Here is a 26,586-nt window from a genome sequence, read left to right on the forward strand (position 1 = left end):
AGGGAAAGTCAGCCGATGGCCGCCTGAACGGCCAGGTCGGCCCTGACGATTCCGTAGCCGTAGTAGATGTCCCAGCCAGCGTCTCCGAGGTCGTCCGCCGTCGAGTGGAGGATTCCCCTGACGGTGTTGGTTCCCATGTCGTCAAAGGTTCCAACAGGGAGAACCTTGCCGTACTTGTTGTAATAAGCCGCCTGTATGAGAGCAACCACACCGCTGACGTGCGGGGTGGCCATTGAGGTTCCACTGAGGCTCTCGTAGGTGTCGTCAGGATAGGTGCTGAGCACATCAACGCCCGGGGCGCTGACCTCGGGCTGGAGGTTGCTGAAGTAAGCTATAGCGTCGCTCGAGTCAGTCGCTCCGACCGCTATAACCTCCGGATAGATGGCCGGATAGCTCGGCTGATCGGCGGCCTCGTTGCCGCTCGCTGCCACTATAACGACGCCGTAGTTGTAGGCCTGGATTATCATGTCGTGGAGGTACTGGTCGTCGCTCGGACCACCGAGGGACATGCTTATGACCTCGGCGGCGTCGTCATCTGGATCACCGACGACTATTCCGTCGCCGTCCTTGTCGAGTATTCCGTCCGGACCGAGGAGGGCCTGCTCGATACCAATGGCGATGTCGGTGTAAGCACCGCTTCCCCTGTCGTCAAGAACCTTGATGGCGTAGATCTCAACGTTTGGAGCAACTCCGACGACACCAATGTCGTTGTTAAGGGCGGCGATGGTTCCTATAACGTGGGTTCCGTGGCCGTTTCCATCGTACCAGTCAGCAGGATCGGTGCTGACGACTCCCCCTATGGTGCTAACTCCCCAGACAATGTTGGCGGCAATGTCCGGGTGATCCCAGTCGGCTCCAGTGTCGAGGACTGCAACCTCAATGACGCCGTTGCTGGAACCATCGGTTATGCTCCAGGTCTCGGGAGCCTTAACGCGCTCTATTCCCCACGGGATAGTCTGTGCAGGCTGGACTGGTTCAACCGCCCAGGGCGGACCGCCCCTGTAAACTTGAGCCATGTGGTCGTACTCGACCTTGGTGACACCGTCGAGTTTGGCCAGCTTTCCGACGGCGTTTGCCGGAATGTCAATGACGACTGCATCGATCAGCTTGAACTCGTAGACGATTTTACCGCCTATGCCCCTGACCGTGTTGGTATTGAAGTGGCCCTTATCGATGTGTGCCACCACCCTTACCATCTCGGGACCTTGTGCCGCAACAGGCACCACAAAGAGAGCACCAAGTACCACAAGGGCCATTAAGACCCCCATAGTTGCTCTATAGTCCACTTTAACTCACCTCCAGACTAAGTTGTGCATACATGCCTAAATAGTGGACTACTTAAGTCTTATCCATGTTGCATATGACACAATGACACCAGACAGAGGGATTTGTTGTCATATGACTTTCTAAAGACGTCATACGTTAAAAAATGGACAAATTAGAAGACAACAACGAGAAATTTCGAAAAATTTTCGGAATCCCTGCCGGCATTAAGCTAAAAAAGAGAGAACGCCATAAGTGCACCATGCCAACCTACTACGGAATTAGGATTGAACTACACCCCCAGGTGTATGAGCCGGCAGAGGATACCTTCCTGCTCGCGGAGAACCTCGCGGTTAGGGAGGGCGATCTCGCCCTCGACGTTGGAACAGGCACGGGGCTTATAGCACTCCTGATGGCGAGAAAAGCCCGCTTTGTTCTGGGCGTGGACATCAACCCCCTCGCGGTCGAGCTCGCCAACCAAAACGCCCAACTAAACGGCGTGAAAAACGTCGAGTTCCGCCTGAGCGACCTGTTTGAGAGGGTTGAGGGGAAGTTCGACGTGGTAACCTTCAACGCCCCCTACCTGCCCGGGGAGCCGGAGGAGCCGATAGACCTGGCACTCGTGGGCGGCGAAACCGGAAGGGAAGTCCTCGACCGGTTCATTCGGGAGGTCCCAAAACATCTCAAACCCGGCGGAACCGTCCAGATAGTCCAGAGCTCCATAACCGGGGTGGAAGAGACGCTAAAAATGCTGGACGAAGTTGGTTTGGTGGGAAAGGTAGTGGCTAAGAGGCACGTCTTTTTTGAGGATATCGTTCTTATAAACGCCGTTATGCCAAGAGGGCGCGCCTGACCTCGAAGAGGAGCCTCACCCTCGGCCTCTCCGGGGCGTCCACGTCCTCCTCAAAAAAGTCCACCTCAATCTCCCTTGCCTTCAGCGCGGATCCGGGCTTTACCTCGAGCATGAAGAGGAAAGCGGGTGGCATCTTTTAAACCTTTCGCAGATTGACGAAGCATTTTTCGACGATGAAACACTACGCAGTCCCGACCCATCACCTTTTTAAAAGGCTCGCCCAAAGCCAACCCAGAGAGAGTGTTAGGTGAGGCTAATGGCGTTAACGTTCAAGTCCAACCCGAACATGCCGGAGGAGATAGCGAGCCTCTTCAGGAAGCAGCACTACGCGCTCGTGGGCAGGCACAGCTCGGTGAAGCTCTGCCACTGGCTCAAGGAGAGCATAAAGCACGACCGCTTCTGCTACAAGCAGAAGTTCTACGGCATAGCGAGCCACCGCTGCCTGCAGATGACGCCGGTTACGGCATGGTGCACCCACAACTGCATATTCTGCTGGCGCCCGATGGAGGGCTTCCTGGGAACCGAGTTGCCCCAGCCCTGGGACGACCCGGCCTTCATCGTCGAGGAGAGCATAAAGGCCCAGAGGAAGCTCCTCGTGGGCTACAAAGGCATGCCGGGCATAAACATGAAGAAGTTCGAGGAGGCATGGAACCCCAGGCATGCCGCAATAAGCCTCTCGGGCGAGCCAATGCTCTACCCCTACATGGGCGACCTGGTGGAGGAGTTCCACAAGCGCGGTTTCACGACCTTCATAGTCACCAACGGAACGGTTCCGGAGAGGCTTGAGGAGATGATAAAGGAGGACAAGCTACCGACCCAGCTCTACGTCTCGCTGACAGCCCCGGACATCGAGACCTACAACCGTGTGAACGTCCCGATGATTCCCGACGGCTGGGAGAAGATAAAGGAGACGCTGGGGCTCATGAAGGACGCCCAGACCAGGACGGTGATAAGGCTGACCCTCGTCAAGGGGGAGAATATGCACAACCCAGAGGGCTATGCAAAGCTGATAAGGCTCGCCAGCCCGATGTTCGTCGAGGCAAAGGCCTACATGTTTGTCGGCTTCTCGCGCAATAGGCTCACCATCAACAACATGCCGAGGCACGGGGAGATCAGGGCCTTCGCCGAGGAGCTCGTCAAACACCTACCCGGCTACCACATCGAGGACGAGTACGAGCCGAGCAGGGTCGTGCTCATAATGCGCGACGACGTCGATTCCCACGGAACTGGAATCGGCGGCAGATTCATAAAGCACTGAGCTTCTTCCCTTTATTTTGCCGCCAGATGGAAAAAGTTTATTTATTCCCAGCCCTTAGAATCTGCTTAGGGGTGTAAGGTGATGAAGAAGGCTCTGGCCACAATAATGATTGTTCTCATGCTGATTCCAGCCGTTGGCGCCGGAACGATAGACGGCTCCGTGACGTTTCTCAGCGGGGCTTCCCAGAGCACAAAGCAGACAAGGGAGGTAAGCCTGGCACTCATGGCCCTGATCTCGGCACGCGATGATGTTAAGTGGGACGTAACTCCCGATATCGAGGTCCTCGTGGACGAGCTTTTAAAGGAGCAGAACGCAGACGGTGGCTGGGGATATTACTTCAACGAACCCAGCAACGTCCTTGACACGTCCTACGCCGTGATAGCACTCACCAGGGCATACCCCTTGATGGACGTCTGGGAGGCAAGGGACGTCAAGAGAGCCATTGACGCCGGGATTAACTACCTCCTCTCAGCCAAGGAGGAAAACGGCTGGGGCTACGTACCCGGGACACCGGTCTCCTGCTATCCAACCGTCGTGGCCCTCTGGGCCCTCGGAGAGAACGGCTACACTTACAACAGCAGAACCGTCCGTGATGCAGTTAAATACCTGGAGAGCGTCAATGCCTCTTCCTGCGAGATCTCGAGCTACGAGTTCCTTGCCCTTAGGGTCATAGCTTACCACAGCACGGGCTACCCGCTGGGGAGCGAGGTTGCGGACCAGCTAAAGGACGTTCTGCTGAAGGAGAACCTTGAGACCAAGGAGAGGGCCATGCTGACCTACGCCCTCGTTCTCGTCTCCCCCCTGGATCTCGACGTTGCCAGGGCCCTCAAGATGCTTGAGGAAGAGGGCAGGGCTTCCGGCGACGTCTTCTTCTGGTTCAACACCCCCAAGCTGACCTCCCAGACCGAGGTAATAGCTTCCACTTCCTTCGCCCTGATGGCGCTCTCGCACCCCCTAAAGGTCACCATTCCAAGCGAGGCCATCAACCCCTACGCCATGCCCTGCAGGGAGCTGAAGAACATGCAGAATCCTGACGGCGGCTGGGGGCTGGTCCTCAACGAGCCAAGCGACGAGAAGGCCACTTACTATGCCCTGCTCGGGCTCGAGAAGTGCTACCCACCCAATGAGAGCGTTGAGAGGGCCCTCAGCTGGGTCAGGGGGGCCTACGAGAGGGACTCCCTGTGGGTGAGGGAAAACGGAAGAATGTCCGTCGGCTACTACTACGCCATTGAGACCCTCCTCCACTACGGCCTGCTGGGTGAGGAGGAGAAGGCCCAGGCGATAGAAACCATAAGGAACGCCCAGCTCGACTACGGCCTCTGGGGCAACACTGTCCTCGGCCCACAGCCCTACGACACGGCCCTGGCGGTAAAGGCCCTCCTTGACCTCGGCGTACCCGCAAACGACACCCTTATCCAGGCCGCCAAGGAGTGGCTTTTAAGCATAAGCAGCGGCGGCTGGGGAACCCACGTCACGACGCCCCACTTCTCCTACATGCTCAAGCCCGACGTCCTCACCACGATAACCGTCCTCGAGGCCCTTGAGGAAATAGCCACCCCGGACGAGCTCAAACCCCACCTTGAGTGGCTGATCGAGCAGAGGGTGAACGGCGGCTGGGCCTACTGGAAGACCTACTACGTCTGGCAGAAGAACAGGGAGTACCCCGGGACTCCGAGCGTCGAGCTGACGGTCCGCGCCACTGACCTGCTCCTGAGGCACGGCTACAACTACACCTCCGAGACCCTTGACTTCGTGATGAACGCCAGGGACAGCGGGCTGATAAGGAACAAACCCATAGAAACCGCCAGCGCGATACTCTACCTCAGCCGCTTCCAGTACGTGCCGCCGGTCAGCCTCAACGACGTGAGGGCATACATGGACACCGACCTCTTTGAGGTCATTGCCCCCGAGATGGAGAACGAGAGCGTGGCGGAGATAGTGGACTACCTGAACGACGCCTTCAGCGGCGGTTTCATTGCTTCCAACGGCACCGAGATCGGCGATGGTAGCTACATAGTCATAGCCAGCTTCGGCGACTACAGCATAAGACCCTACAACCCCTACCTGCCATTCCACATCGGCAGCGATAACGTCACCGTCGGCAACGTCACCGTCCCGATGAACGGGTCGGTTGCCCTGATACCCGGCAAGACGCCAGAAGGAGTTGTTCTCTTCGTCCTCTACGGGCAAGGAGGCGAGGAGACAGTTAGGGACATCTTCACGACCGGATTCATCAAGTACATAGGCGGAAGCGCAATGGTCTTCGTCAGCGAGAACGGTAGGGTGAGAGTAATAGTGGTGGGGTGATAGGGAAGTGAGGGCTCTAATCATCGGGGTCGGCCAGTGCGGAACTAAAATCGCCGACCTCTTTTCTCTCGTTGATTTTGAGGCGCTTGCGATAAACACCTCCCGGGGCGACCTCGAGTACCTCAAACACATTCCGGCGGAGAGGAGGATACTCATAGGCGAGAGCATAACGGGCGGAAAGGGCGTCAATGCGAACCCCCTCCTCGGGAGGGAGGCCATGAAGAGGGACCTACAGGTGGTCATGAGGAAGATAGGCTCGATAATCGGCTATGAGGACGTGGACATCTTCTTCCTCACCTTCGGCTTCGGTGGAGGTACTGGAGCTGGAGGAACGCCGGTTCTGGCGGAGGCCCTCAAGGAGGAGTACCCGGATTCACTCGTCGTTGCTATTGGGGCACTCCCCCTCAGGGAGGAGGGCATAAGGCCTACCATCAACGCCGCCATAACGATAGATAAGCTCTCCAAGATAGCGGACTCGATAATAGCCATAGACAACAACAAGCTCAAGGAGGGCAACGACGACATAAGCCATGCCTACGAGAGAATCAACTACACGATAGTAGAGCGCATAGCCTCGCTTTTGGCCCTGGTCGATGTCCCTGGCGAACAGACCCTCGATGCCAGCGATCTGAAGTTCGTCCTCAAGGCCTTCGGAAGCTTCGCGACGGTCGGCTACGCAAAGGCAGATGCAGGCAAGGTCAAGAGCCTGTCAAGGCTCATCATCAGGTCGTTCGAGAGCGAAGGCCTTTACCTAGACGCAAACATCGAATCGGCCCTCTACGGCCTCGTCGCCGTCCACGGTCCACCGGAGGTTCTGAAAGCCGGCGACATCTTTGAGGCCTTGGATTACCTCACCAACAAGATAAGGGGCAAGCAGATTTTCAGGGGCTTCTATCCTGACCCCAGGGAGAGGGAGGTCGAGGTGGTGACCCTGCTGAGCGGAATCTACGAGAGCAGGAGCATCGAGGAGATAATAGTGACCGCCAAGAACTACGCCAAGTCATTCATGAAGGCCAAGGAGGAGGCAGAGACTAGGAAGAGAGAGCTCCTGAGCGGCCTGCCTGACTTCGACGACATCTATCCCGCTGAGAACGAAGCAGGGGAGGGAGGGGAATGAGCGAGGTCGTCAGGGACTCCGTGGAGGCGGCGCTGGACCTCGATGAGAGAGAAGTTTACTCCCACATTGCCCACGAGAGTGCGGAGGACATAATAAGGATAATCTCCTCCCTCGATGCCGAGCGGGCAAAGCTCCACGGCGAGGTCATCTACTACAAGGACGACTGGGACGACCTGATAAGAGAGAGAATGGCGAAGGGGAAGCGCCACACCGCCTTCGACTTCTACAACCCCGCTCTGCTTGACATCTGGGAGCGGAAGGTGAAGGAGATAAAAAAACTAAAGAGGCTAGAGAAAATTGGTTACACCGTCCTGAGCGCCGTTGTAGCCGCTTCCGTAGTTGTCTCGACCCTCACGGGCCAGCCGTACTTTCTCCTCGGCCTCTCAATCCTCCCGCTGGCAGTTTTCATTCGGGATTCGAGCAGGGAGCGCTTTGACCTAATCTACCATGAACTCACCCAGTTCTTCATAGACGAGCTTAGAACCCTCGTCAATAAGCACGGTCTCGACCCGGAGCGTTACAAGTTCAAGCTTTTCAGTGGGGATTACTTTGGAATAGAAACCAGGAAACTCAGAACGGGGCTTTTCGCGGTGGTACGGGCCGAAAACTCCAGGGGCAACCATTAAATAGATGTTCAAAGATATACCGATAGTGAGGGGAGAAAGATGAAGTTAGTGAGACGTGGTCAGGTTTCGCTGGAGTTCATGCTCGTGTTTGGAATAATGCTCGTGCTTATGCTGTACTCCGTGAACAGCGTGACGTTCAAGGAAGGATCAACATCAACGGAAACCCTCAAGATGCAGGTGCTCCTCGAGGAGAAAAGCCTCGCCAATGCGATAGCAGGTACGATAGCGCAGGTCTACGCCCAGGGGCCTGGGGCGAAATCTACCACATACGCAAAGGTAACCTACCTGGCCGAGCCCGACTACCTCCAGAAGGCCTTTGGCTCGGCCAAGGTGAGCGTCGGGTCGTCCGGCAACCTGGTGTTCGTGGGAGTCGGTGACAACCTCATAACGGAAGACGCGAACGGCGCCGAGAAGAACACGGTCACGACGGAGATGCCCTACACTTCTAAGGGAAAGGGAATACTGTTCCCAGACGGTCTCCCTTCAAAGTCCATCAGGATAATCGTTGAGTGGGACCCGAGCAGGGACGAGGACTGGAGCGCCGCCGTCGTCGGCAGCTACCTGGAAATCACGATAAACATCAACCCCGGTGGGTGAAGATGAGAAAGGGCCAGATAAGCCTTGACTTTCTGTTCGCAGTTACGCTTGTGATGATAACGATGCTCAACGTGGTCTACATAGCCACGAGCGAGAAAGGCAACGCCGAAACCTTTGACGTGACCGCGAGGCTCAAGGTGTTCTCTGTGGACATCAGGGACACCGTGGCCAAGGTATACGCCTCCGGGGACGGGTTCAGCGTGAGGAAAACCTCACCGTTCCCCCTCAAGAGCGGGGAGGGGATAGTAATCAGACTGAACGCCGATGACGACACAATAACGGTCATAGGTATCATCGGAGGGAATACGTACACGGTGGTCCAGAAGAGCCCGGTGCCCATATACACCGACAGCTCGGTGCAGTTGAATCAGGATACCGACGAGGTTTGGATCGTCGCGCGAGAGGACGGGGGTGTGACGTATGTTGAAATCCAGACGTCGCCGTAGGGGACAGACGGCCATTGAGGTGCTCTTCATCGTGGGTATAATCCTCACCGGCATAGCCTTGATGACACCCGGTTATATTAAGGAAAGCGACACGGCCACGGTAGTGGCCTACGTTAAGAACTCGGCCGCGAGCGCCTGCGCCTACCTGAACTCTGGAGTCACGACAGATAGATATCCCCAAAGAATCCTCAACGCAATCATAACGGAGTCCAACTACACTTACAAGGCATTCCGTGTTGTGGGAGTGACCTCCAGCGAGAGCAAGGACACCATAACGGTAGGCATCATAATAGAGTACTCGGGAAAGATTGACCTCGGGGACGACGCGATAGCCGGAACGATAAGGGCATTCATAATCAGCGACCTCGCCGAGAGCGGCAACGCGAGGCTCGTTGGGGACACCCTATACTATGGGGGGCGAGAGGTGGTAATAGTCGTGAGTGTGGTGAGAGCATGAGAAGGAGGGGACAGGTACTTTCGCTGGACGCGATGCTCTCACTGATAATAGTGATCATGATCCTCGGTATGGTCAGCACGACCTCGACGGCAATGAAGAACGAGATAACCACGATGGTAGGCTGGTACGAGAGAAGCAACATAGGCGACAACATGCTCGATCTGATAATGAAAACCCCCGGAAGCCCGGACAACTGGGAGACCAATCCCTCATCTATGGTACAGCTAGGACTGGAAAACCCAGATTACCCCGACACAATTGACTACAACAAAATCGAGGCCCTGAACGAGGCGTACCAGAACAACGACGAGGCTCTCAAGGAGGCGCTCTCAAACCTCAGCCTCGGGAAGGACTTCAGCCTGGGCTTTTTCCTTACCAGAATCGAGATCGAGGGCGACGTCACAGTAGTGCCACCCACCACGGAAGGCTCGGTTGATGTCCCCTCAGGAGGACACCTCTCCATAACCCCAGTCAGGGGATACGCCTATGGGAGGGGCATATACGCGGAGTGGATAGACCCCGAGAGGGTGGACCTTGAGGGTGTTGGAAACATTCCCAACGTGATAAACATCAGCGCCGGCGAGACCTTCGTTTTCAAGCTCATCGAAGGTGGAAGCGTGAGGGTTGATGTTCCAGGTGGGGGAAGTCCCGGCGGGCCGGTGAACTACGAGATACCCACAGGAGTCACGGTTCACATAGAGGTGGAGACCGGCTACCTCCTGATAGGCTGGGCAAAGCTTGACAACGGTACCTACGAGCTCTGGATACCCTACCACCGCCAGGGCCAGCAGGTGAGGACGACCTGGGAAGGCACGGTCTGGTGGGGACAGCAGGGCGGGGTTTCCTCGTCTGATCTGGTGATAAAGTACATCTACGCTACGGAGGTCGTTCACGCCGATTACAACATCACCCTGATTAACGGCGAGTTTGTAAACGATCCTGACGAAATAAAGGCCTCGATGGACAGGTCGCCCTGGGTGACCTACTCCGAGAGGCGCGTGCCGATGAGCAAGATGATATACTCAAGCCAGTACACCGTGACCCCCTCCGACCTTCCAAAGGAGATGTACGTGGGCACTCTAACCACGACGGTTCCAGACTACATGAGCTTCAAGATAGAGTTCTCCGACCCGGGTTACGTCGTGCTCGTGGCGTGGCTCAGGGGCACCAACGTCTCAGGCTACTCCGTCCTCGCCGCGTACCGCACCGAGGAGGATCCCACCATGAAGGCCATAATTAACCAGACCATCAACGGAAACAACGTGGTGCACTACTACTCCTCCCCCAGCCCGGATTACATCGTCATACCCTGGAACGACTTCCTGACCACGGTGAAGCAGGGCGAGAGCCTTGACATCTACGTGTGGGTTTACAAGATGAAGGACGTCAACGTTATGCAGTTCATCGACCTCAACGGGATAAACACCCTGATGAAACCCCAGGTGAGCCTGGCAGTTTTAAGACTCAGCGTGTGGGATGACTCATGAGGAGAAGGGGTTTCGTGTTCACCCTGGACGCGGTCCTCGCAGTACTCCTGGTAACCATGTTCGTGGTCAGCATGGTCCAGGTCACGAGCACGTCAAGTCAGGTCTACTCAACCTACATGCGCTCCCAGAGCAAGTACCTGGCCGAGGACACGCTAACGATGCTTAGAACAGTACCGCTGAGAGAACTGGTGCCGCCGGAGAAGCTGGAGGAGTGGATGAGCGGAACCGACCCGGTCATCAACACAACGCTCGTGACTCCGGATATGTCGCCGATAGACATAGTCTCAACTTACTGGGCCACCGACCCGCTCTATCCTGAAGTCGATTTTAAACACAAGGCCGAGATAATAATGGGTTACGTACTCAACAACACCCTGAAGGGCTACAACTACGAGATGATGATAAACGACTACACCAGCCCGTACCTTAAAAAGACCGGCTCCGACTCCTCAGCCTCACCCGACGTAATTCCCGCCACCCTCATAATAAGCGGCTACGCCTACAACCAGACCCCCAGGGGCTATATGGCGAGGGCGTTTCTGACCAAGGCGGAGTACACGAGGAGCGACCTCTTTGGCTGGTTCAGGGTTCTCGCCGCGGCGGAGTCAAGTGATGGTACAAGCAACACCCTGACGGTCACGAGGAAGATAAACATTCCGGCAGTAGATGAGGATTCCATATACGAGGCCGACGGCAACTTCATACACAGGCTCTACGAGGAAGAGGACGTGTACATAAACGGGCAGAAGGTGACGCTGACCTATTCAGAGCCCAACGCCCCGAACCTCGAGAGGTACCTCGTCCCAGGCGATAACGAGGTGAAGATGGTCTTCCGGGACTCTCCCGCAGGGGAAATAGGAATAGGTAGCGGTACCACGATCTACGTGAACTATAAGTCCAACTCACTCAACGTCGATGATCCCGGCCTGGTGAAGGTTTACAACATAACCTCCAGCTACACGGGCTTCATGTACCTACTGGAAAACTTTGTCCCCGGAAACATTACATCTATCGACATGAAGTTCAAGGTTGAGGGCGCCGAAGTCGTCAGGCTCTACTACGGTCTCGGCGGAAACCTCTACCTCCTAGCAGAGAAGAGGGTTGATCCCAATTCCATCGAGACGGTGGAGTTCACGAACAGTACTATAGCGGACGCCCTCGATGATTACGGGATAACCTACGAGGACCTCTCAAAGATGGTCTTCGACTTCGTTATCGCCGTGGACGCCAAGTACGATGATGATAAGCAGCATTTCTACTACGGAGGCGCCAGCTCGGACTCGTACCCCTGCAACGACTGCGGAGGTGTGCGCGAGAGGGTTCTCTACGGATACCCCGATTCGTACGTTAAGATTGACTACGTTTCAAAGGTCGCCACCTCAAGATACAGCATACCCCTGTCCATATACGTGGACTACAACGACCCCACATACAGCGACCCCACGGGTTACTACTGCGGCGTCCAAACGTACAGGAGCATGAGCGTCTCGTACACCCTTCCTTCCAAGGCTATTCCCTGGTATGCGGACCTGTGGGTCGGTTACTGCTTCAGCAGTTCCACCACCCAGACCCTTGAGGAGAACGGAGAGGAGTTCTACTCGGGTCCCAACGGAAGGTATGCCATAAGGATAGCCTACACCAAGATGTTCGACTGGATGATGAGGGAAGGCGACAACACCTTCACCGCCATCCTGTCCGTTGGAGTGAACGAGGGTGGGACTTCTTACAGGGAGGGTGCCACCAGGGGAATAATCAAGTACTTCATCGAGGGTTACGCGGGCTACGGCGAGGTGTTCCCCAAGGCCCTCCAGGGATACCCCGATTACCAGGGCTACCGCCTCCAGTACTACTACGGGCCCAACAGCGAGCCCAGAACGATCCTCATAGGCGACCCCCCATACAAGGACATATCTATAGATGAACTCGATCCCACCAGATACGCGGTGGACGACGCGATACTCAGGCTGTTCGAGAAGCTGAACTATGAAAACGACCAAAACCCCGACGAATGGAAGAGCGAACCCTTCGACGGCTCCAGGGAGAATCCTATAGACGTGGACCTGCCCGAGAGTGTCAGGATCGACTTCGTCTCAATGGGAAACATCCCTGGACTCTTTGAACCGATAACAATAACCCTTCGCGTCTGGAGGGAAGGCTGATGAGAAGGAGAGCCTACATCATAAACTCCACGGTCATACTCCTAATCATACCCCTGATGCTCCTCCTCGCCACCTACGAGGACGTCTCCTCCCAGATAATCTTCGCCCAGAGCGAGAAAATGCAGGTTGAGAGAACGTATAGAGTCGTATCGTACGTCGAGCTGGACCTCCAAAGGGCCCTGGAGATATCAGGAAAGAGGGCCCTGGTCACGGTCGTTGATTACATAGCCAGCACTGGCAATTTCCTCGATCCCCAGACCAGCCCTGCCAACGTCACCATTCGTGACCTGGTGCTCTTTAAAGAGGCCAGTGGAATCTCCCAGAGCTACGTGGACAAGATAATGAAGGATCAAACGCTGAAGAAGTGGCTGATAAACGTCTCCACCGAACTGAAAAAGCAGGGCTACACGATGGAGATAAGCAACACCCCCCTGACGGACCTCCAGACGATGAGCGACCGCGAGCTGAGGGATTTCCTCATCAACAACGTGGACATAACCGTTGCCCCCCTTGACTCATTCAGGATCGTCATAAGGGCCAGACTGGAGAACGTTAAGATATACGACTCGGCCAGCAATGTTATTTATGAAGGGCAGATCCCGAGAAAAGGGTACGTTTACTCCATAATCTCCATACAGGATCTCGAGGATCCGATGTTCTCGGCCCTCACGAACGGAAGGTACTTCCGCTCCATTCAGCCCTGCAACTACACCTATCCCGAGCTCATAGACAGGCCGATGAAGGTTCTCTACGGCAACGGCAACAGCGACAGGGACCACGTGGCCGGGATATACAAGAGCGCCCCAGATCTGGATTACATCTTCTTCGGTCCAACCTATCCCAACGCCGACGCCCACGCGTACGTTTTGAAGTCAGGAAGCCCCTCCGATGGCACTCCCTTCCTGAACGGGACGGTATTCCAGCCTGGAGGGGACCCGGTGGACCCATCTAAGGTTTTTAAAACGGGGGATCTTGGAGTCTTGGTCTTCAGCGACACCAGCTCGAGCAACTGGTGCGACGCTTCCTACAAATGGAGGGTTAACATCACAATACCCTGGACACCCCAGGGAAGCCTCGTTCTCCTGAAGGTCCCGACCTCGATGTTCCCAGGCATATACGCCACGGAAGACATGGCATCGCTGGTAATATACGACGGAAATGGCAACTGCGGCCAGGTGGATTTCTGGATAGAGTACTGGGGAAGCACCTACGCTTGGATCTGGATAAAGTCCACCGGAACTACCTACTCAATATACTTCACCGACGACCCAGCTAGGGCAACTACCGGGTATAACGTGGACCAAATGTTCTGGCTGATAGACACTTTTGATGGCAGCGCAGGTTCAGCCCCGAACTCCGCACTCTGGGAGAATCCGGGCGGGGCGTACCTGGACGGAAACGGCAACGTGGTGGTTCCCGCCGGTGCGGAGAAGCTCGTCCTCCAGACTCTCGACACCCTCAGCGGGAGCTTTTTCATCAGGTTCAAGATGGCCCCTGAAAGGGCGGTGAGGGACTTCGACGCGGGGACACAGGTGGAGCCTGAGGCGATCGTGCAGGAAGGGTACCTCAGGATCAGAGTGAACTACCCCTCAAACGTCAGGGACGTTCAGATACCCGTGCACCTAAATTCCACGATAGCCCAGGTGATCCTCCATAACGACCTGAACGAGGCCCAGATTGAAGTGTACTCCGACCCGGAGATGACGTCTCCCCTGCCGTTCTGGATAGAGTACTGGAACGACGACGGCGCCCTCATATGGATACGTGGGGATCTGCCGGGAACCTTCTACATCAGGTACAACACCGGAACCTACCGCAGGGGCAACGGCGAGGCCGTGTTCCCCTTCTTCGATGACTTTAACGAGACCCTTTCAAAGTGGACAATCGACCCCTACGACCAGGGGGCAGGGGTTAGTTTGAACCCAGAAGGTACGGGGACAGTAACTATAGACGGGGGAGATTCACTGTTTGCGATGGTGAACAAGGACCCGCTGGACATAACATACGACTTTGCGGTCAGGTTCAGAATGAAGCCAAACTTTGATTCCAGAAGGGACTGGGACGCGGGAATTGGTGTGTGGGACGGTTGGATCAGATTGGTAGGGACGAATCGGCGGGCTAGATATTACATAGCCGAACAACTCTTCACCGATGATATAAACAGCGGGAACGATCCCATGGCAATTCACTGGGCGGAATGGGGATACTCTGGAACCTGGTGGATAGAAAACTGGTGGTATGACAACGACGACCTCGACGACGGGCAGGTTTCGAACAGAGACTACGACTACCACACCTATGAAGTCAAGGAAATCTACAACACCAGCGCGAGCTTCACGGACTTCACGAGAGACGTTACCAACAACTACGATGAAACTTACAAGACCCTCTACTCCTACCTGAAATACATATTCCTAGTCATAGACAGCGAAGACGAAGACAGGGGAGCAACCTACGACTGGATATTCGTCAGGAAGCTGATAGACGACGATAAGCTGTCGTACGATATAACAAACCACGCAATATCCAACAGCCTTCAGTTCATAGACGACACGAGCGCCACCAGTGAGGATCACGGCGGCGATTTCCTGGGAATACTGAAGGACTGGGGGGACAGCCTGGTCTCGACGTCAAGCGCTCCAACCTACACCTCATACACCTACCGCTATGAGGTGAACTTCACACCCTCCAACGGCAATGTTGAACTATCCTTTGCGCGCATATCCTCCACGGGTTCCATCAATCGCGTCGAAACCTCTGTGTCGGGATATCCCGCGGATAGCCTGAAGGTCGGAATCGTCATCGATAACACCCGCGACAACGATGCGTACTTTGACTGGATAGTAATCGGCCTCGGCAACTACTACCCCGTCAAACCAGCCCAGATAACATCCTCGGGCGTTGAAACAGCCCCCGAAACCACAGCCACCTACAACTCCAAAGCCTACGATCTCCAGCCCTTCGTGGAGTGCGTGATGGATATGAAGTACTTCGGAACTTACTCCGGCTGGTCCTTCTTTGAGAGGCTGGAGAACAGCGACGACAACCACGCCAACTACTTCAGGCTCGCGATGGAGATGCAGGACGAGCTCGGGATAAAGTACGGTGACGAGTACTACCCGATAGGCCTCGTCAGCTTCATGGTTCCCTACAGGACCTACGATGAGAAACTGTACAACCTGTTCAGCGACCTCCAGAAGAACCCGGAGGAGGGCGTTTCCAGCGTGGATTACAACTTCCTCAACTACTACTTCAAAGAGGGAACCTCCATAACAGGGCAGGGATACCGCATATGGGGCATCTCCTACGCCTATCCGGACGACGTGAACACGGTGCTCGGCAATCCTCTGGAAGTTCCGTTCTTCATGGACTACGAAACAGCCACTGCCATCTTTGGAGCTGAAGGAGCGAACGACCTGCTGAAGAGGTGAAATCATGGGGCTGGAAGATTTCCTCTACCGCATTGGTGAATCGGTGTACTCAGCCGGTGCCAAGGTCAGGGCATTTCTTTTTCCCACTCCCGGGGAAAGGCCACCGGACTTCAGTCTGATGAAGAGGCTCACCAAAAAACCGCTGACGGTTCACGAGTTCCTAAGCTTAAGGCTGCAGGTGGCGTTTCTCCTTTACCTCTTTGCCAATCTGGCAATGCTCCTCCTCCGGCTGAACCCCATCTGGATAGCGGTGTTTGGAGGGCTGTACTTCCTGTACATCAGGTACACACTCGCCAAGAACTGGAGCTTCTTCATAGACCCCGAGCCATATCGGGCTTTCTACTACGGAATCTCGGCCGTAACCCTGGCCGCGTTCCTTGGCTACACCCTCGTGAGAAGGGTCGCTACCTCGGTTTACTACTACTATGGCTACCTCCTGGTGGTCTTCGCAGCGGTGATGGCGTTCCGCTGGTACTTCAAGCAGAGATACGGAAGGGACTACACCTACGGCATCGTGGAGGAAGTAAAGGGAGACCTCGTAAGAGTCTTCGTCCACGACGACATAGCGGCAAACGTCAAGCCGGGTCACTACTGGGTTGACGCCGTGGAGGACCTCGCAGTGGGAAGGGTCGTCAAGCTTTTGGTCGAGGACAGGAAGCTTAGGGGCGCGGTTCCGATCAGGATACTCGAGGTGTACCTTGGTCAGTCCTCCCACATCTCAACCGAGCCGAAGGAAGAAACCGAGTGAAGAATCAGAAGGAAAATCGAGTGGCAGGGCTCAACGAGGTTGGTTTTCACGAAGCCTTCCCCATTCCTCATTATCTCCAGGGGTTCGGTGCCAGAGCACTCGGGGAGGATTAGAACGCTCTCGTTCTCCATGATTATCCGGAATCCAAGCCCTTCGCAGGTTCTGGCGATGAATTTCCGGAATCCTTCCCAATCGAGGATCTCAACGCGGTAGTAGATAGTGTGCCCCAATCTATCACCGTTGATAGTAATACATGGAACCTTAAAAAGTTTTCGGACTTGCAATCGTGCATCGTAAGGAGTAACGTTTAAGCAACGCCGCGCATTTGAAAATAAGGGGCGATGAGGAAAGAACCCGTTGCCGAGAAAAATGAGGAGAGGACCGACTAGCCGAGCTCCCCACAGAGCCTGGCGAAGTTCCTGTAAACCTCCGCTCCCCTCTCCGTGTGGGAAACCTCGGGGTGGAACTGGACGCCGTAGATTGGCAGGCTCTCGTGCTTCATGGCCTCAACCGGACAGGTCTCGCTCCTCGCGAGGAGCCTGAAGCCCTTGGGTAACTCCTTCACCTCGTCCATGTGGCTCTCCCAGACCTTGAGCCTCTCCGGAAGCCCGCGGAAGATGTCGTTCTCCTCGACTATTTCAATCTCGACGAGGCTGTACTCGGCCTTCTCACCCCTGCCAACCTTCCCCCCGAAGTGCCTCGCTATCAGCTGGTGGCCGAGGCAGATGCCGAGAATTGGGACGTTGAACTCCTCGTAGTGCTCAAGAACAGCAGAGCAGTTGCCGGTCCTGTCTATGTCCGGTCCGCCGGAGAAAATTATGCCCTTAGGCTTCATCGCCTTTATCTCCTCGAGCGGCGTCGTGTTCGGGATTATCTTCGCCTCGACGCCGAGGTACCTCAGGGTTCGCCAAATCCTGTGAACGTACTGCCCGCCGTTGTCCATTATGACTATCATTCCCCCACCCCCAAGAATTTGAAAAACTCATCGTGCTCATCAACTAGGTAGAAGGCCCGTAAGCCGAGAGATTTGGCCAGCTCGGCCATCTTTTTGTCGTTCGTCACTAGAACCGCTCCCAGGTAGCGGGCGGTTGCGATGAAGTATATGTCCGAGGCCTTGTGATGGGTCTGAAATGCAACCTCCCGAAGGTCTTCAATGAGCAGTTCCTCGGGAACCCACACAACGATTTCGCTGTAGTAGTCCAACGCCCTCTCGACCCGCTCGCGGTCGAAGTACCTCGAAAGAACCGCCACGAACTCCACTTCACCCAAACGGGGAGAGTACAGTTCAAGAACGCCCTCCTGGGCAAGTTCGATTACCTTTTCAGCAACCTTGATCCTTTCCGGGTAAAAACTGGAAAACAGGTGAAAAACCACGGAAGTGTCTATGACGACCCTCATGTCTCCTCCTCCCTGAGACGCAGGAGGTAATCAGTCGGGTCCTCCTCAAAGCGCTCCCTCGTGAGTTCTCCCCTCATCTCCCTGGCCAGCTCAAGGAAGTCCCCGCGGTATATCCTCACCCTGAGCCTCTGTCCCTCCCTCAGCTTGAGTGGTTTGAGGGGCTTCAGAACCCCGTTCTCGTAAACCACCTCGATAATCTCGCCCATGCTCCCACCGCTTTAAATTCTCCCCGAAAATAAATAAAGGTTCTCACTCGAACTCGATCGTCGCCGGAGGCTTGTTGGTGACGTCGTAGAGCACCCTTCCAACCTCTGGAATCTCGCTCGTTATCCTGAAGGCTATTCTCTGGAGGACCTCGAAGGGGACGTTCATGGCATTTGCCGTCATGCCGTCGAGGCTCTCAACGACACGAACCGCTATCGTTTCTTTGTAGGCCCTTATGTCGCCCTGAACGCCGACGGTCTTCACTCCCAGCAGAACGGCGAAGGCCTGCCAGGGCCTCAGCCCGGCCCTCTCGATTTCCTCCTCGACTATGGCGTTTGCCTCCCTAACGATGGCGACCTTCTCCGGAGTGACCCCGCCGAGGACGCGGACGGCAAGGCCGGGCCCCGGGAAGGGCATGCGGTTGTATATCTTCTCCGGGAGGCCGAGCTCCCTGCCAAGCTCCCTGACTTCGTCCTTGTAGAGGTCGCGGAGCGGCTCTATCAGCCTGAGGTTGAGCCTCTCGGGCAGACCTCCAACGTTGTGGTGGCTCTTTATCTTACCCCTGCTCTCAATCCAGTCCGGGGCTATGGTTCCCTGAATGAGGAACTGTGCGTCAATCTCTCTCGCCACCTCCTCGAAGACCTCGATGAAGACCCTGCCGATTATCTTCCTCTTCTCCTCCGGATCGGTTACGCCTTTGAGCTCTCTGAAAAAGCGCTCGCCGGCATCGACGTAGTGCAGGTTGAGCCCGAACTCGTCGCGGAAGGTCCTGACGACGAATTCCGGCTCGTTCTTCCTCATGAAGCCGGTGTTCACGAAGACGGCGTGGAGTCTGTCGCCAATCGCTTTGTGAGCAAGCACTGCTGCGACCGAGCTGTCAACGCCGCCGGAGAGCGCTATTATGGCCTTCCCGTCACCGACCGTATTCCTTATCTCCTCAACTTTCTCCTCGATGAACCTCTCCCACATGAGCACCACCTTTTTGCCAACCATTCGGACGTCAATTTATAAACCTATCCGAGCGGAAATTAGACAGTTTCACGTCAAAATTTCATCGAGCCGATCCTCCTCTAATCCCTGCTTCAGCTCCATCGCGATTCTCCTTCCCGTGCTTACCGGCTCGTCATAGCGGAGCCAGCTGTAGGGCGAGCCGTGGACGAAGGGGTTTGTTCCCGCCACTATCCTCGCGGAAATCTCGAAGACCACGAATTCCAGCTCCTCTGTGAAGACCCCCTCCAGGCAGAAGGGGCCCCACAGGCCGCCCATGATCTCCTCGGCAGCCTTGACCGTCCTCTCACCGGCCTCGATAATATCGATCAGCAGGCTCTCCCTGAGAACGAGCGGTATGTTGCCCACCACCGTGTAGTTGGTGTTAATTTCGAGGTCGAGCTGCTCTTTGGCCGGGATCCTTCCTATCGCGTCGGCGTTTGACTCGTAACGCAGGTCTATGCTCATTAGCTCCAGCTCGCGGTTGAGCTTCGAGTAGAAGTAGTGGGGATAAACCGGGACGCCGAGGACGTACTCCTGAATCTGAACCCTTCCAAGGTCTTCCTTGTCCCTGATGCCGAGCCTCTCGGCTTTCTTCCAGAAGTCCCCGGGGCTCTTGGCCAAAAAGTAGCCCTTTCCACCGCCCGCGCCGAAGGGCTTGACTATGACCGACCCGTCTATCTCGTCTGGGTCATCGTAGACCCTCGGGAGGCGGAGCTTTGCCCTCTCGAGCCACTTCCTCTCGAGGTTCCTGTCGCTCTCCCACTTCAGGACTTCTTTGTTGCCGTAGTAGGGGACGCGCATTTTTTCAACAAGCTCGATTCCGAGATGGGCGACGAACGAGCCTGTGGGTATAACGACTGCGTTTAACTCAAGCAGTCGCTCCTCGGGGTAAGTTCCCTCAATGAAGTAGTCTGCCACAGGGAAGTAGCGCGTGTAGAGGGGCTTAACGCGGGGGTTTCCAAAGGCTATCGTCTCAAAGCCCTCCCCCTTTGCCCCCTTCAAAATCTGGAGGGCAGAGTGTGAAGCGTAGGTCGCTACCCTCATTCCTCCTCACCCAGAAGCTTTGGCAGGGACTCATGGATTGCCCTGAGCTCTTCGAGAGGTCTCTTGAGGAGCTCCCTTCCGTCCCAGAGGAAGGCCGCCTCCTTTCCGCCGGCCCTTCCAATGACGGCGAAGTCCCTGAAGATGGCAGTGAGCTCATCGAGGTTTTCCTTCGGGAAGGCCACGATATAGCGGGAGTGGCTCTCGCTGAAAGCCACCTCGACCGGGTTTGATGTTTCGGCTGGAACCTTCGAGAAATCCACCATAAAGCCCGTGCTTCCTGCCAGAGCCATCTCCCCCAAGGCGACGGCGATTCCTCCCCTGCTCACATCGTGCACCGCCCTAACGAGACCTTTCTGTATAGCCTTCAGAATCCCCTCGGCGTTGGCCTTTTCCTCCTGGAGATCCACCCTTGGGGCGAAACCTCCCTCGACGCCGAGCCTCGCGAACAGCTCCGAGCCGCCGAGTTCTGCCTTCGTTATCCCAACGACGCCTATGAGCAGCCCACCGCTCAGCCCCATCTCAGGGATTTCCTCAAGCTTTACCTTCCCGAGGCCGGCAACGACGGGGGTCGGCTTTATCGGCCTGTTTGAGATCTCGTTGTAGAAGCTGACGTTGCCGCTGACGTACGCCAAACCGAAGGCTTTAGCCGCATCGGCCAGCCCCCTCACCGTTTCAGCGAAGCTCCAGTAAACATCGGGCCTCTCGGGCGAGGCAAAGTTGAGGTTGTCCACCAAGGCCAAGGGTTCAGCCCCAACGCTCACGAGGTTCCTGACGACTTCAGCTACGGCACCCATCGCACCTTGGTAGGGGTTGAGGTGGCTGTGGTTTGGACTTCCGTCGGCAACGAAGGCCAGGCCATACTCGTCGTTGAGCTTCAGGACGGCGGCGTCTCTCCCGGGCTTGAGGACCGTCCTCCCCTGAACCTCGTGGTCGTACTGCTCCCAGACCCAGCGCTTGCTCACGACGTTCAGACTGCTCCAGACGAGGTTGAAGGCTCTCTCGAAGGGGACGTCAGGCGTCTCAGCAGGCTTTTCGATGCTGTAAAGCTTCATCTCCCACTCTATCGTTGGAACGTTCGTTAGGAGCTCGATGGGCATGTCAGCGACCTTCTCGCCCTCCCAGTAGACGATAAAGCGCGGTTCCTCAACGACCTCCCCAACAACCGTCCACTCAAGGCCGTACTTCTCGAAAATCTTTCCGAGGGCATCGACGTCGGCTTCGCTAACCGCGAAGAGCATTCTCTCCTGGCTTTCGGAAATCATTACCTCGGTAACGCTCATCCCCGGCTCGCGGAGGGGAACCCTGTCCGCGTAGATTACCGCGCCGAAGCCCTTCTTCCCTGCCATCTCAGAGGCGGCGCAGGTCAAACCGCCACCACCAAGGTCTTTGAGCGCCTTTACCTTGCCGGTGTAGACCGCCTCAAGGGTGGCCTCTATGAGGAGCTTCTCAGTGAAGGGGTCGGGAATCTGCACCGCGGAGCGGTCTTCCTCCTCGGCGTTCTCTCCCAGCTCCTCGCTGGCGAAGGTGACACCGTGAATCCCGTCCCTCCCGGTTCTGTTACCGACAAGGATGAGTTTGAGACCGGACTCGGTGACGTAGCTGTGGACGAGGTGCTCGGGCCTCATAATCCCAACGCAGGCAACGTTGACGAGCGTGTAGTCCTCAAGGCTCTTATCGAACTCGGTTTCTCCTCCGACCGTCGGGACACCTATCCTGTTGCCGTAGTCGGCTATGCCCTTGACGACGTACTCAAAGAGATACCGGTTCCGCTCCTTCTCCAATGGCCCGAAGCGTATCGGGTCAAGCAAAGCTATCGGCCTTGCACCCATACAGAGTATGTCCCTGACGATTCCACCGACGCCCGTCGCCGCTCCACCGTAGGGCTCCACCGCTGAAGGGTGATTGTGGCTCTCGATTCCAACCGCTATCCAGGTCTCATCGTCAAACCTGATTATTCCAGCGTCCTCACCGGGGCCCAAAATCACGTGCTCGTTCTCGGTCGGCAGGAGCTTCAGCCACGGCCTGCTCGACTTGTATGAGGCATGCTCGCTCCACATAACTTCGAGCATGGCCCATTCGAGCTCGTTAGGCTCTCTCCCAAGCCTCTCACGGATGAGCTTCTCCTCGTGCGGGAACATTCCATCACCTCCTCGCCCACTCCACCATGCTCCTGAAGAGCCTCAGACCGTCCTCGCTACCCAGAAAGCGGTCGCTCGCGCGCTCCGGGTGGGGCATGGTTCCGAGGACGTTGCCCCCCTCGTTGGCTACGGCCGCTATGTTCAGAACCGAGCCGTTGGGGTTTGCCTTTTCGGTTACGTTGCCCCTTTCGTCGCTGTACTGAAAGACGATTCTGACCTTCGAGGGGTCGTCTACGTAGTAGTTACCCTCCGCGTGGGCTATCGGCATTCTGATAACCTCGCCGGGCTCGTAAAGGGTAGTAAAGGGCGTTTCAGTGTCTTCAACGCGGAGGTGGACCCACCTGCAGAGGAACCGCGGAACCCTGTTGGGCCTCAAAGCCCCGGACAGAAGGCCGGCCTCGGTAAGGATTTGAAAGCCGTTGCATATCCCAAGAACGGGCCTCCCCTCGCGGGCGAACTCCTTAACCTCTTCCATTATCTCCTGCCTCGCCGCTATCGCTCCGGCCCTAAGGTAGTCGGCGTAGCTGAATCCCCCTGGGAGAACGATGCCGTCGAAGTCCCTGAGATTAGCTCTGTACCAGACGCGCTCGGCCTCTGCACCGGCCCTCCTTATGGCCCTCTCCGTCTCAAAGTCGCAGTTTGTTCCGGGGAAGACGATGACCGCGAACTTAACCATCTCAGCTCACCGGTTCGATGCTGTACTCGTAGTTGTGGATCAGGGGGTTGGCAAGGAGCTTTCTGCACATCTCCTCGACCTCTTGCTCAGGCTTCTCACTCTCCAGCTCGAACTCGAAGTACTTGGGAACGCGAAGGTTCTCCACGGCAAAACCTAGGTTCCTGAGGGCGTTTCCTATGACCCTTCCTTCCGGGTCGTTGAGGCCTTCCTTGAGGCGAACGATGATGGTAACCTTCCACTTCATTTCAACCACCTCACGTTACCACCTTCTCAAGCTCGTCCAGCTCAACCGCGCGCTTTATCTCGAGGGCAATCCTCCTTCCGGTGCTCATCGGCTTCCTCCAGAGGGCGTTGCCGTAGGGGTGACCCATCGCCATGTGGATGTTGGTTCCACCGCCCGTCCTCGGCGCTACATCGTAGATGTAGAAGTTGAGATCCTTGTCAACGGCCGTCTGGAGCGTAAAGGGCCCGATTATTCCGGGTGGATAGTACTCCTGCGTCGCCCTGACGTAGCGCTCGGCCATGTCGAAGACCTTCTCCAGAAGGCTCTCGCGGAGCGTTGAGGAAGCGTGGCCCGCCACTGTGTATTCAGGCTCGAACTGCCACTCCGGAAGGGTCAACTGCTGGCTCGCCGGAAGCCTCACGTGGCCGTCCAGGCTCGTCTCGAAGCGCCAGTCGATTCCCAGGAGCTCAATCTCCCCATCTATCGGCGAGTAGAAGAAGTCGAAGTTGAAGACCGGCCCAATGATGTAGCGCTCGATTCTGGCCTTTGCCAGATCCTCCTCGGTTATGACGCCGAGCTTGATGAGCTTCTCGGCCTTCTCCCGGAACTCTTTGTAGCTTGCCGCCGTGAAGAAGCCGCGCTCAAGCCTCTTCTTCGCGTGCGGCAGCTTGACGATGACTAGGCCGACCTCATCAATCTCTTCTGGGCTAACGGGCTCCGGGTAGGGAAGACCGGCCTTCTCAAGGAGCCAGTAGTAGCTCTTCTCCTCGCTCCTCTCCTCGCTCCGAAGCAGGTTCCTGCTCCCGAAGAGCGGAACGCGGAAGTCGTTCTCCACCCTGTCTATGCCCGTGTAGACCACGAAGGAGCGGTTTGGCACAAAGATTAAGTTCCTCCTTACCAGCTCCTCTTGGGTATCAATGATTTGGGCAAACTTCTCAAGGACCATAACCTCGTCAATGAAGCCCTTGGTTAAACCGTCCTTCGTCTTCCTCAGCTTGAAGTACTCCGCATAGGTCCTGTGCCTGCCCCTCTGGGCGACAACTAAAACTGGAAGGCCTTCCTCCTTCGCCCCGTCCGCTATGTCAAGGGCGGAGTGGCTTCCGAGGACGCCGACGGTTATCTTCTCAGGGTCGTACCTCTCAAGGACTCCTAAAATTTCCTCGCGGCTTATCATGTTAACCACCTCAGCATGAATTCGGCTCGAACTCCTTTCCAAACTCCCTCATAATGCGTATTCTCTTCTCCACGCTTCTCCACGTCCCAACGTCGCGCCTGTAGAACAGTTCACCACGCACATGGCCAATGGCATTCTGGGCTATGCTCTCGGCTTCATCGAGGGATTCGGCGATTCCAACGACCGCTATGGCGCGCGAACCGAGGAGCGTAAAGTTCTCATCAATGGACGCGTAGTAGAGCCTAGCCCCGGATTTAACAACGGCCTCCTCGTCCACCTCGACCTTAACGCCTTTAACCGGGTTCGTTGGATAGCCCCTCGGTGCGAGGTACTTGACGACGGTGGCTTTGTTCTCAAACTCCGCCTTCCTGAGGTTGCCGTCAACGATTCCCTCAGCGATCTCAAGCAGGCTCGTCCTGAGGAGCGGGAGGACGTTCATCGCCTCGGGGTCGCCGAAACGGGCGTTGTATTCTATGAGAACCGGCCCGTCTTTGCTCAGCATGAACTGGCCGTAGAGGATTCCCTTGTAGGGCGTCCCCTCCTTCCTCATGGCCTCGACCGTCGCCTTGAGCGTCTCCAGGGCCTTTTCGTAGTCCTCGCGCGTCACGAAGGGGAGCAGGCCGTTCGCGCATGAGTATGAGCCCATGCCGCCGGTTATGGGGCCCTTATCGTCCTCGTAGGCGTGGGGATAATCCTGGGCGAGGGGCATCGGGGTTACCCTCTTCCCGTCCGTGAAGACCTGGAAGGTGAACTCAACGCCGTCGGTGCGCTCCTCGATGAGGACTTTACCGTCCTTCCCGATGAGCTCCTCGGCGTAGGCTTTTGCCTCCTCGTTGTCCCCCAGCTGGTAACCAACGACCTTAACTCCCTTACCGCCCGTCAGGCCAAGGGGCTTCACAACGACCGGCCTTCCAAAGTCATCTATCCACGAGCGCATCTCAGAGACATCCTCGAAGACACGGAAGAGCTTCCTGCCGGGAATCTCGTGCCTCTCCATGAAGGCCCTAGCGAAGGCCTTGTTGGTCTCGAGCTGTGCAGCTTCCCTGGTCGGCCCCACCGCAGGGATACCCTTCTCCTCAAGTGCATCAACGATCCCCCTCTCCAGGGGCGCCTCGGGGCCGATGAAAGCTAGATCGATCCCCCACTTCTCCGCAAACTCAAGAACTCTGGGAACATCGGTTTCCCTGGCCAGGCCGTATCTCTTTGCCAGCCTTGTCAGCCCGGGATTTCTGTGCTTCGAAACGACGTAGAGCTCGGCGCCGCTTCTCACGAGCGCCTCACCGATGGCGTTCTCCCTACCGCCACCTCCAACGAGCAGAACCTTCATGAGCTTCACCATTTATTTGTCAAAAATTACAACTTTTAAGCTTTGTTTTTACATTAAAATGGCAAAACTTATAAAGTGTCGCGGACAATTTCTTTCGGTGAAGCCCATGAAGGTGCTCGTGGTTATGGGAAGCAGGAGCGACTCCCATATTGCGGAGAAGGTTACGGCAGTTCTCGACGAGTTCGGCGTTGAGTACGACGTTGAGGTCGCTTCGGCCCACAGGAATCCGAAGAAGGTTGAAGAGCTAGCTAAGAAGGACTACGACGTTTTCATAGCGATAGCGGGCCTGAGCGCAGCTTTGCCAGGAGTCATAGCGGCGCACACGGTCAAGCCGGTGATAGGCGTCCCGGTCTCGGCCAAACTGAACGGCCTCGACGCGCTACTCAGCATCGCCCAGCTGCCGCCGGGGGTTCCCGTGGCAACGGTCGGCATAGACAACGGCAAGAACGCCGCTTTGCTCGCGATAGAAATCCTTGCCCTGAAGGACGAAAACCTGGGGAAGAAGCTTGAAGAGTACAGGGAAAGGATGCGGGCGTAAGCCCGCATCGAAACACGGGCTTATTCCACCCGCAACCTTATTTGAGCCGAAGCTCAATACTATTTTAGCCTACAATGTGGAACACTTCGGCCCTTTTAAATCTTTCCTTTTTCCATCGAACTGTA

General features: G+C 56.2%; 26 protein-coding genes. 13 read left to right on the forward strand and 13 right to left on the reverse strand.

Annotated elements, in window-relative coordinates:
- Positions 1-8: 8 nt before the first annotated feature.
- Positions 9-1,196: a S8 family peptidase gene (locus E3E27_RS06480; protein ID WP_240910679.1), complete on the reverse strand. Its 1,188-nt coding sequence runs from the start codon at positions 1,194-1,196 to the stop codon at positions 9-11.
- 329 nt (positions 1,197-1,525) lie between these two features.
- Here E3E27_RS06480 and E3E27_RS06485 point away from each other — a divergent pair, with 329 nt between their 5' ends.
- Complete coding sequence (locus E3E27_RS06485) at positions 1,526-2,116, forward strand: HemK2/MTQ2 family protein methyltransferase (RefSeq protein WP_167773896.1); 591 nt, start codon at positions 1,526-1,528, stop codon at positions 2,114-2,116.
- On the opposite strand, the gene E3E27_RS10790 is transcribed toward E3E27_RS06485, so the two are convergent.
- Positions 2,094-2,228 (reverse strand): hypothetical protein, encoded by a 135-nt coding sequence (locus tag E3E27_RS10790; RefSeq protein ID WP_256366091.1) that lies wholly within the window; start codon positions 2,226-2,228, stop codon positions 2,094-2,096. The two genes, E3E27_RS06485 and E3E27_RS10790, sit on opposite strands and share 23 nt — an antisense overlap.
- A gap of 144 nt (positions 2,229-2,372) precedes the next feature.
- On the opposite strand from E3E27_RS10790, the gene twy1 reads away from it, so the two are divergent.
- From twy1 to E3E27_RS06540, 11 genes are all read left to right on the forward strand, one after another.
- On the forward strand, positions 2,373-3,374 hold the full coding sequence (gene twy1, locus E3E27_RS06490; protein ID WP_014788606.1) for a 4-demethylwyosine synthase TYW1: 1,002 nt from the start codon (positions 2,373-2,375) through the stop codon (positions 3,372-3,374).
- An 81-nt stretch (positions 3,375-3,455) separates the two neighbouring features.
- A complete protein-coding gene (locus E3E27_RS06495; RefSeq protein ID WP_167773897.1) occupies positions 3,456-5,681 on the forward strand; it encodes a prenyltransferase/squalene oxidase repeat-containing protein in 2,226 nt (741 codons plus the stop codon).
- 7 nt (positions 5,682-5,688) lie between these two features.
- On the forward strand, positions 5,689-6,798 hold the full coding sequence (locus E3E27_RS06500; protein WP_167773898.1) for a cell division protein FtsZ: 1,110 nt from the start codon (positions 5,689-5,691) through the stop codon (positions 6,796-6,798).
- Positions 6,795-7,424: a hypothetical protein gene (locus E3E27_RS06505; protein ID WP_167773899.1), complete on the forward strand. Its 630-nt coding sequence runs from the start codon at positions 6,795-6,797 to the stop codon at positions 7,422-7,424. Before E3E27_RS06500 ends, E3E27_RS06505 begins: the two co-directional genes overlap by 4 nt.
- A 39-nt stretch (positions 7,425-7,463) precedes the next feature.
- On the forward strand, positions 7,464-8,021 hold the full coding sequence (locus E3E27_RS06510; protein ID WP_167773900.1) for a class III signal peptide-containing protein: 558 nt from the start codon (positions 7,464-7,466) through the stop codon (positions 8,019-8,021).
- A 2-nt stretch (positions 8,022-8,023) separates the two neighbouring features.
- Positions 8,024-8,467 carry a hypothetical protein gene (locus E3E27_RS06515; RefSeq protein ID WP_167773901.1) on the forward strand — a complete coding sequence of 148 codons (444 nt, stop codon included), beginning with the start codon at positions 8,024-8,026 and terminating at the stop codon, positions 8,465-8,467.
- Positions 8,442-8,924 carry a hypothetical protein gene (locus tag E3E27_RS06520; RefSeq protein ID WP_206204820.1) on the forward strand — a complete coding sequence of 161 codons (483 nt, stop codon included), beginning with the start codon at positions 8,442-8,444 and terminating at the stop codon, positions 8,922-8,924. The genes E3E27_RS06515 and E3E27_RS06520 overlap by 26 nt, the downstream gene beginning before the upstream one ends.
- Positions 8,921-10,411 carry a hypothetical protein gene (locus E3E27_RS06525; protein WP_237266274.1) on the forward strand — a complete coding sequence of 497 codons (1,491 nt, stop codon included), beginning with the start codon at positions 8,921-8,923 and terminating at the stop codon, positions 10,409-10,411. Before E3E27_RS06520 ends, E3E27_RS06525 begins: the two co-directional genes overlap by 4 nt.
- Positions 10,408-12,570 (forward strand): TPM domain-containing protein, encoded by a 2,163-nt coding sequence (locus E3E27_RS06530; RefSeq protein ID WP_167773902.1) that lies wholly within the window; start codon positions 10,408-10,410, stop codon positions 12,568-12,570. The genes E3E27_RS06525 and E3E27_RS06530 overlap by 4 nt, the downstream gene beginning before the upstream one ends.
- A complete protein-coding gene (locus tag E3E27_RS06535; RefSeq protein WP_167773903.1) occupies positions 12,570-16,001 on the forward strand; it encodes a DUF2341 domain-containing protein in 3,432 nt (1,143 codons plus the stop codon). Before E3E27_RS06530 ends, E3E27_RS06535 begins: the two co-directional genes overlap by 1 nt.
- 4 nt (positions 16,002-16,005) lie before the next feature.
- Positions 16,006-16,749 carry a DUF2101 family protein gene (locus tag E3E27_RS06540; protein WP_167773904.1) on the forward strand — a complete coding sequence of 248 codons (744 nt, stop codon included), beginning with the start codon at positions 16,006-16,008 and terminating at the stop codon, positions 16,747-16,749.
- Here the strand turns inward: E3E27_RS06540 and E3E27_RS06545 are convergent.
- The 11 genes from E3E27_RS06545 to purD form a co-directional block, all read right to left on the reverse strand.
- Positions 16,704-16,979: a TonB-dependent receptor gene (locus E3E27_RS06545; RefSeq protein ID WP_167773905.1), complete on the reverse strand. Its 276-nt coding sequence runs from the start codon at positions 16,977-16,979 to the stop codon at positions 16,704-16,706. The two genes, E3E27_RS06540 and E3E27_RS06545, sit on opposite strands and share 46 nt — an antisense overlap.
- Positions 16,980-17,134: 155 nt before the next feature.
- Positions 17,135-17,704 (reverse strand): GMP synthase subunit A, encoded by a 570-nt coding sequence (locus E3E27_RS06550; protein ID WP_167773906.1) that lies wholly within the window; start codon positions 17,702-17,704, stop codon positions 17,135-17,137.
- Positions 17,701-18,147 carry a type II toxin-antitoxin system VapC family toxin gene (locus E3E27_RS06555; protein ID WP_167773907.1) on the reverse strand — a complete coding sequence of 149 codons (447 nt, stop codon included), beginning with the start codon at positions 18,145-18,147 and terminating at the stop codon, positions 17,701-17,703. The genes E3E27_RS06550 and E3E27_RS06555 overlap by 4 nt, the downstream gene beginning before the upstream one ends.
- Complete coding sequence (locus E3E27_RS06560; protein WP_014788619.1) at positions 18,144-18,353, reverse strand: antitoxin family protein; 210 nt, start codon at positions 18,351-18,353, stop codon at positions 18,144-18,146. Before E3E27_RS06560 ends, E3E27_RS06555 begins: the two co-directional genes overlap by 4 nt.
- Before the next feature lie 43 nt (positions 18,354-18,396).
- Positions 18,397-19,320: a glutamine-hydrolyzing GMP synthase gene (guaA, locus tag E3E27_RS06565; RefSeq protein ID WP_167774074.1), complete on the reverse strand. Its 924-nt coding sequence runs from the start codon at positions 19,318-19,320 to the stop codon at positions 18,397-18,399.
- A 69-nt stretch (positions 19,321-19,389) separates the two neighbouring features.
- The gene (locus E3E27_RS06570; RefSeq protein WP_167773908.1) at positions 19,390-20,385 is read right to left on the reverse strand and encodes a formate--phosphoribosylaminoimidazolecarboxamide ligase; all 996 of its coding nucleotides are present in this window, start codon (positions 20,383-20,385) and stop codon (positions 19,390-19,392) included.
- A complete protein-coding gene (gene purL, locus E3E27_RS06575; RefSeq protein WP_167773909.1) occupies positions 20,382-22,523 on the reverse strand; it encodes a phosphoribosylformylglycinamidine synthase subunit PurL in 2,142 nt (713 codons plus the stop codon). The genes E3E27_RS06570 and purL overlap by 4 nt, the downstream gene beginning before the upstream one ends.
- A 4-nt stretch (positions 22,524-22,527) precedes the next feature.
- Positions 22,528-23,199, reverse strand: a complete 672-nt coding sequence (purQ, locus tag E3E27_RS06580; RefSeq protein ID WP_167773910.1) for a phosphoribosylformylglycinamidine synthase I — start codon at positions 23,197-23,199, stop codon at positions 22,528-22,530.
- Between the two features lies 1 nt (position 23,200).
- The gene (purS, locus tag E3E27_RS06585; RefSeq protein WP_167773911.1) at positions 23,201-23,443 is read right to left on the reverse strand and encodes a phosphoribosylformylglycinamidine synthase subunit PurS; all 243 of its coding nucleotides are present in this window, start codon (positions 23,441-23,443) and stop codon (positions 23,201-23,203) included.
- A 10-nt stretch (positions 23,444-23,453) separates the two neighbouring features.
- Complete coding sequence (locus E3E27_RS06590; RefSeq protein WP_167773912.1) at positions 23,454-24,596, reverse strand: formate--phosphoribosylaminoimidazolecarboxamide ligase family protein; 1,143 nt, start codon at positions 24,594-24,596, stop codon at positions 23,454-23,456.
- A gap of 10 nt (positions 24,597-24,606) precedes the next feature.
- Positions 24,607-25,923 carry a phosphoribosylamine--glycine ligase gene (purD, locus tag E3E27_RS06595; RefSeq protein WP_167774075.1) on the reverse strand — a complete coding sequence of 439 codons (1,317 nt, stop codon included), beginning with the start codon at positions 25,921-25,923 and terminating at the stop codon, positions 24,607-24,609.
- A gap of 106 nt (positions 25,924-26,029) precedes the next feature.
- On the opposite strand from purD, the gene purE reads away from it, so the two are divergent.
- Entirely contained in the window at positions 26,030-26,461 is a 432-nt protein-coding gene (gene purE / locus E3E27_RS06600) for a 5-(carboxyamino)imidazole ribonucleotide mutase (protein ID WP_167774076.1), read from the forward strand.
- Positions 26,462-26,586: the final 125 nt, after the last annotated feature.

Source organism: Thermococcus sp. MV11 (assembly GCF_012027285.1).
Lineage (GTDB): Archaea > Methanobacteriota_B > Thermococci > Thermococcales > Thermococcaceae > Thermococcus > Thermococcus cleftensis.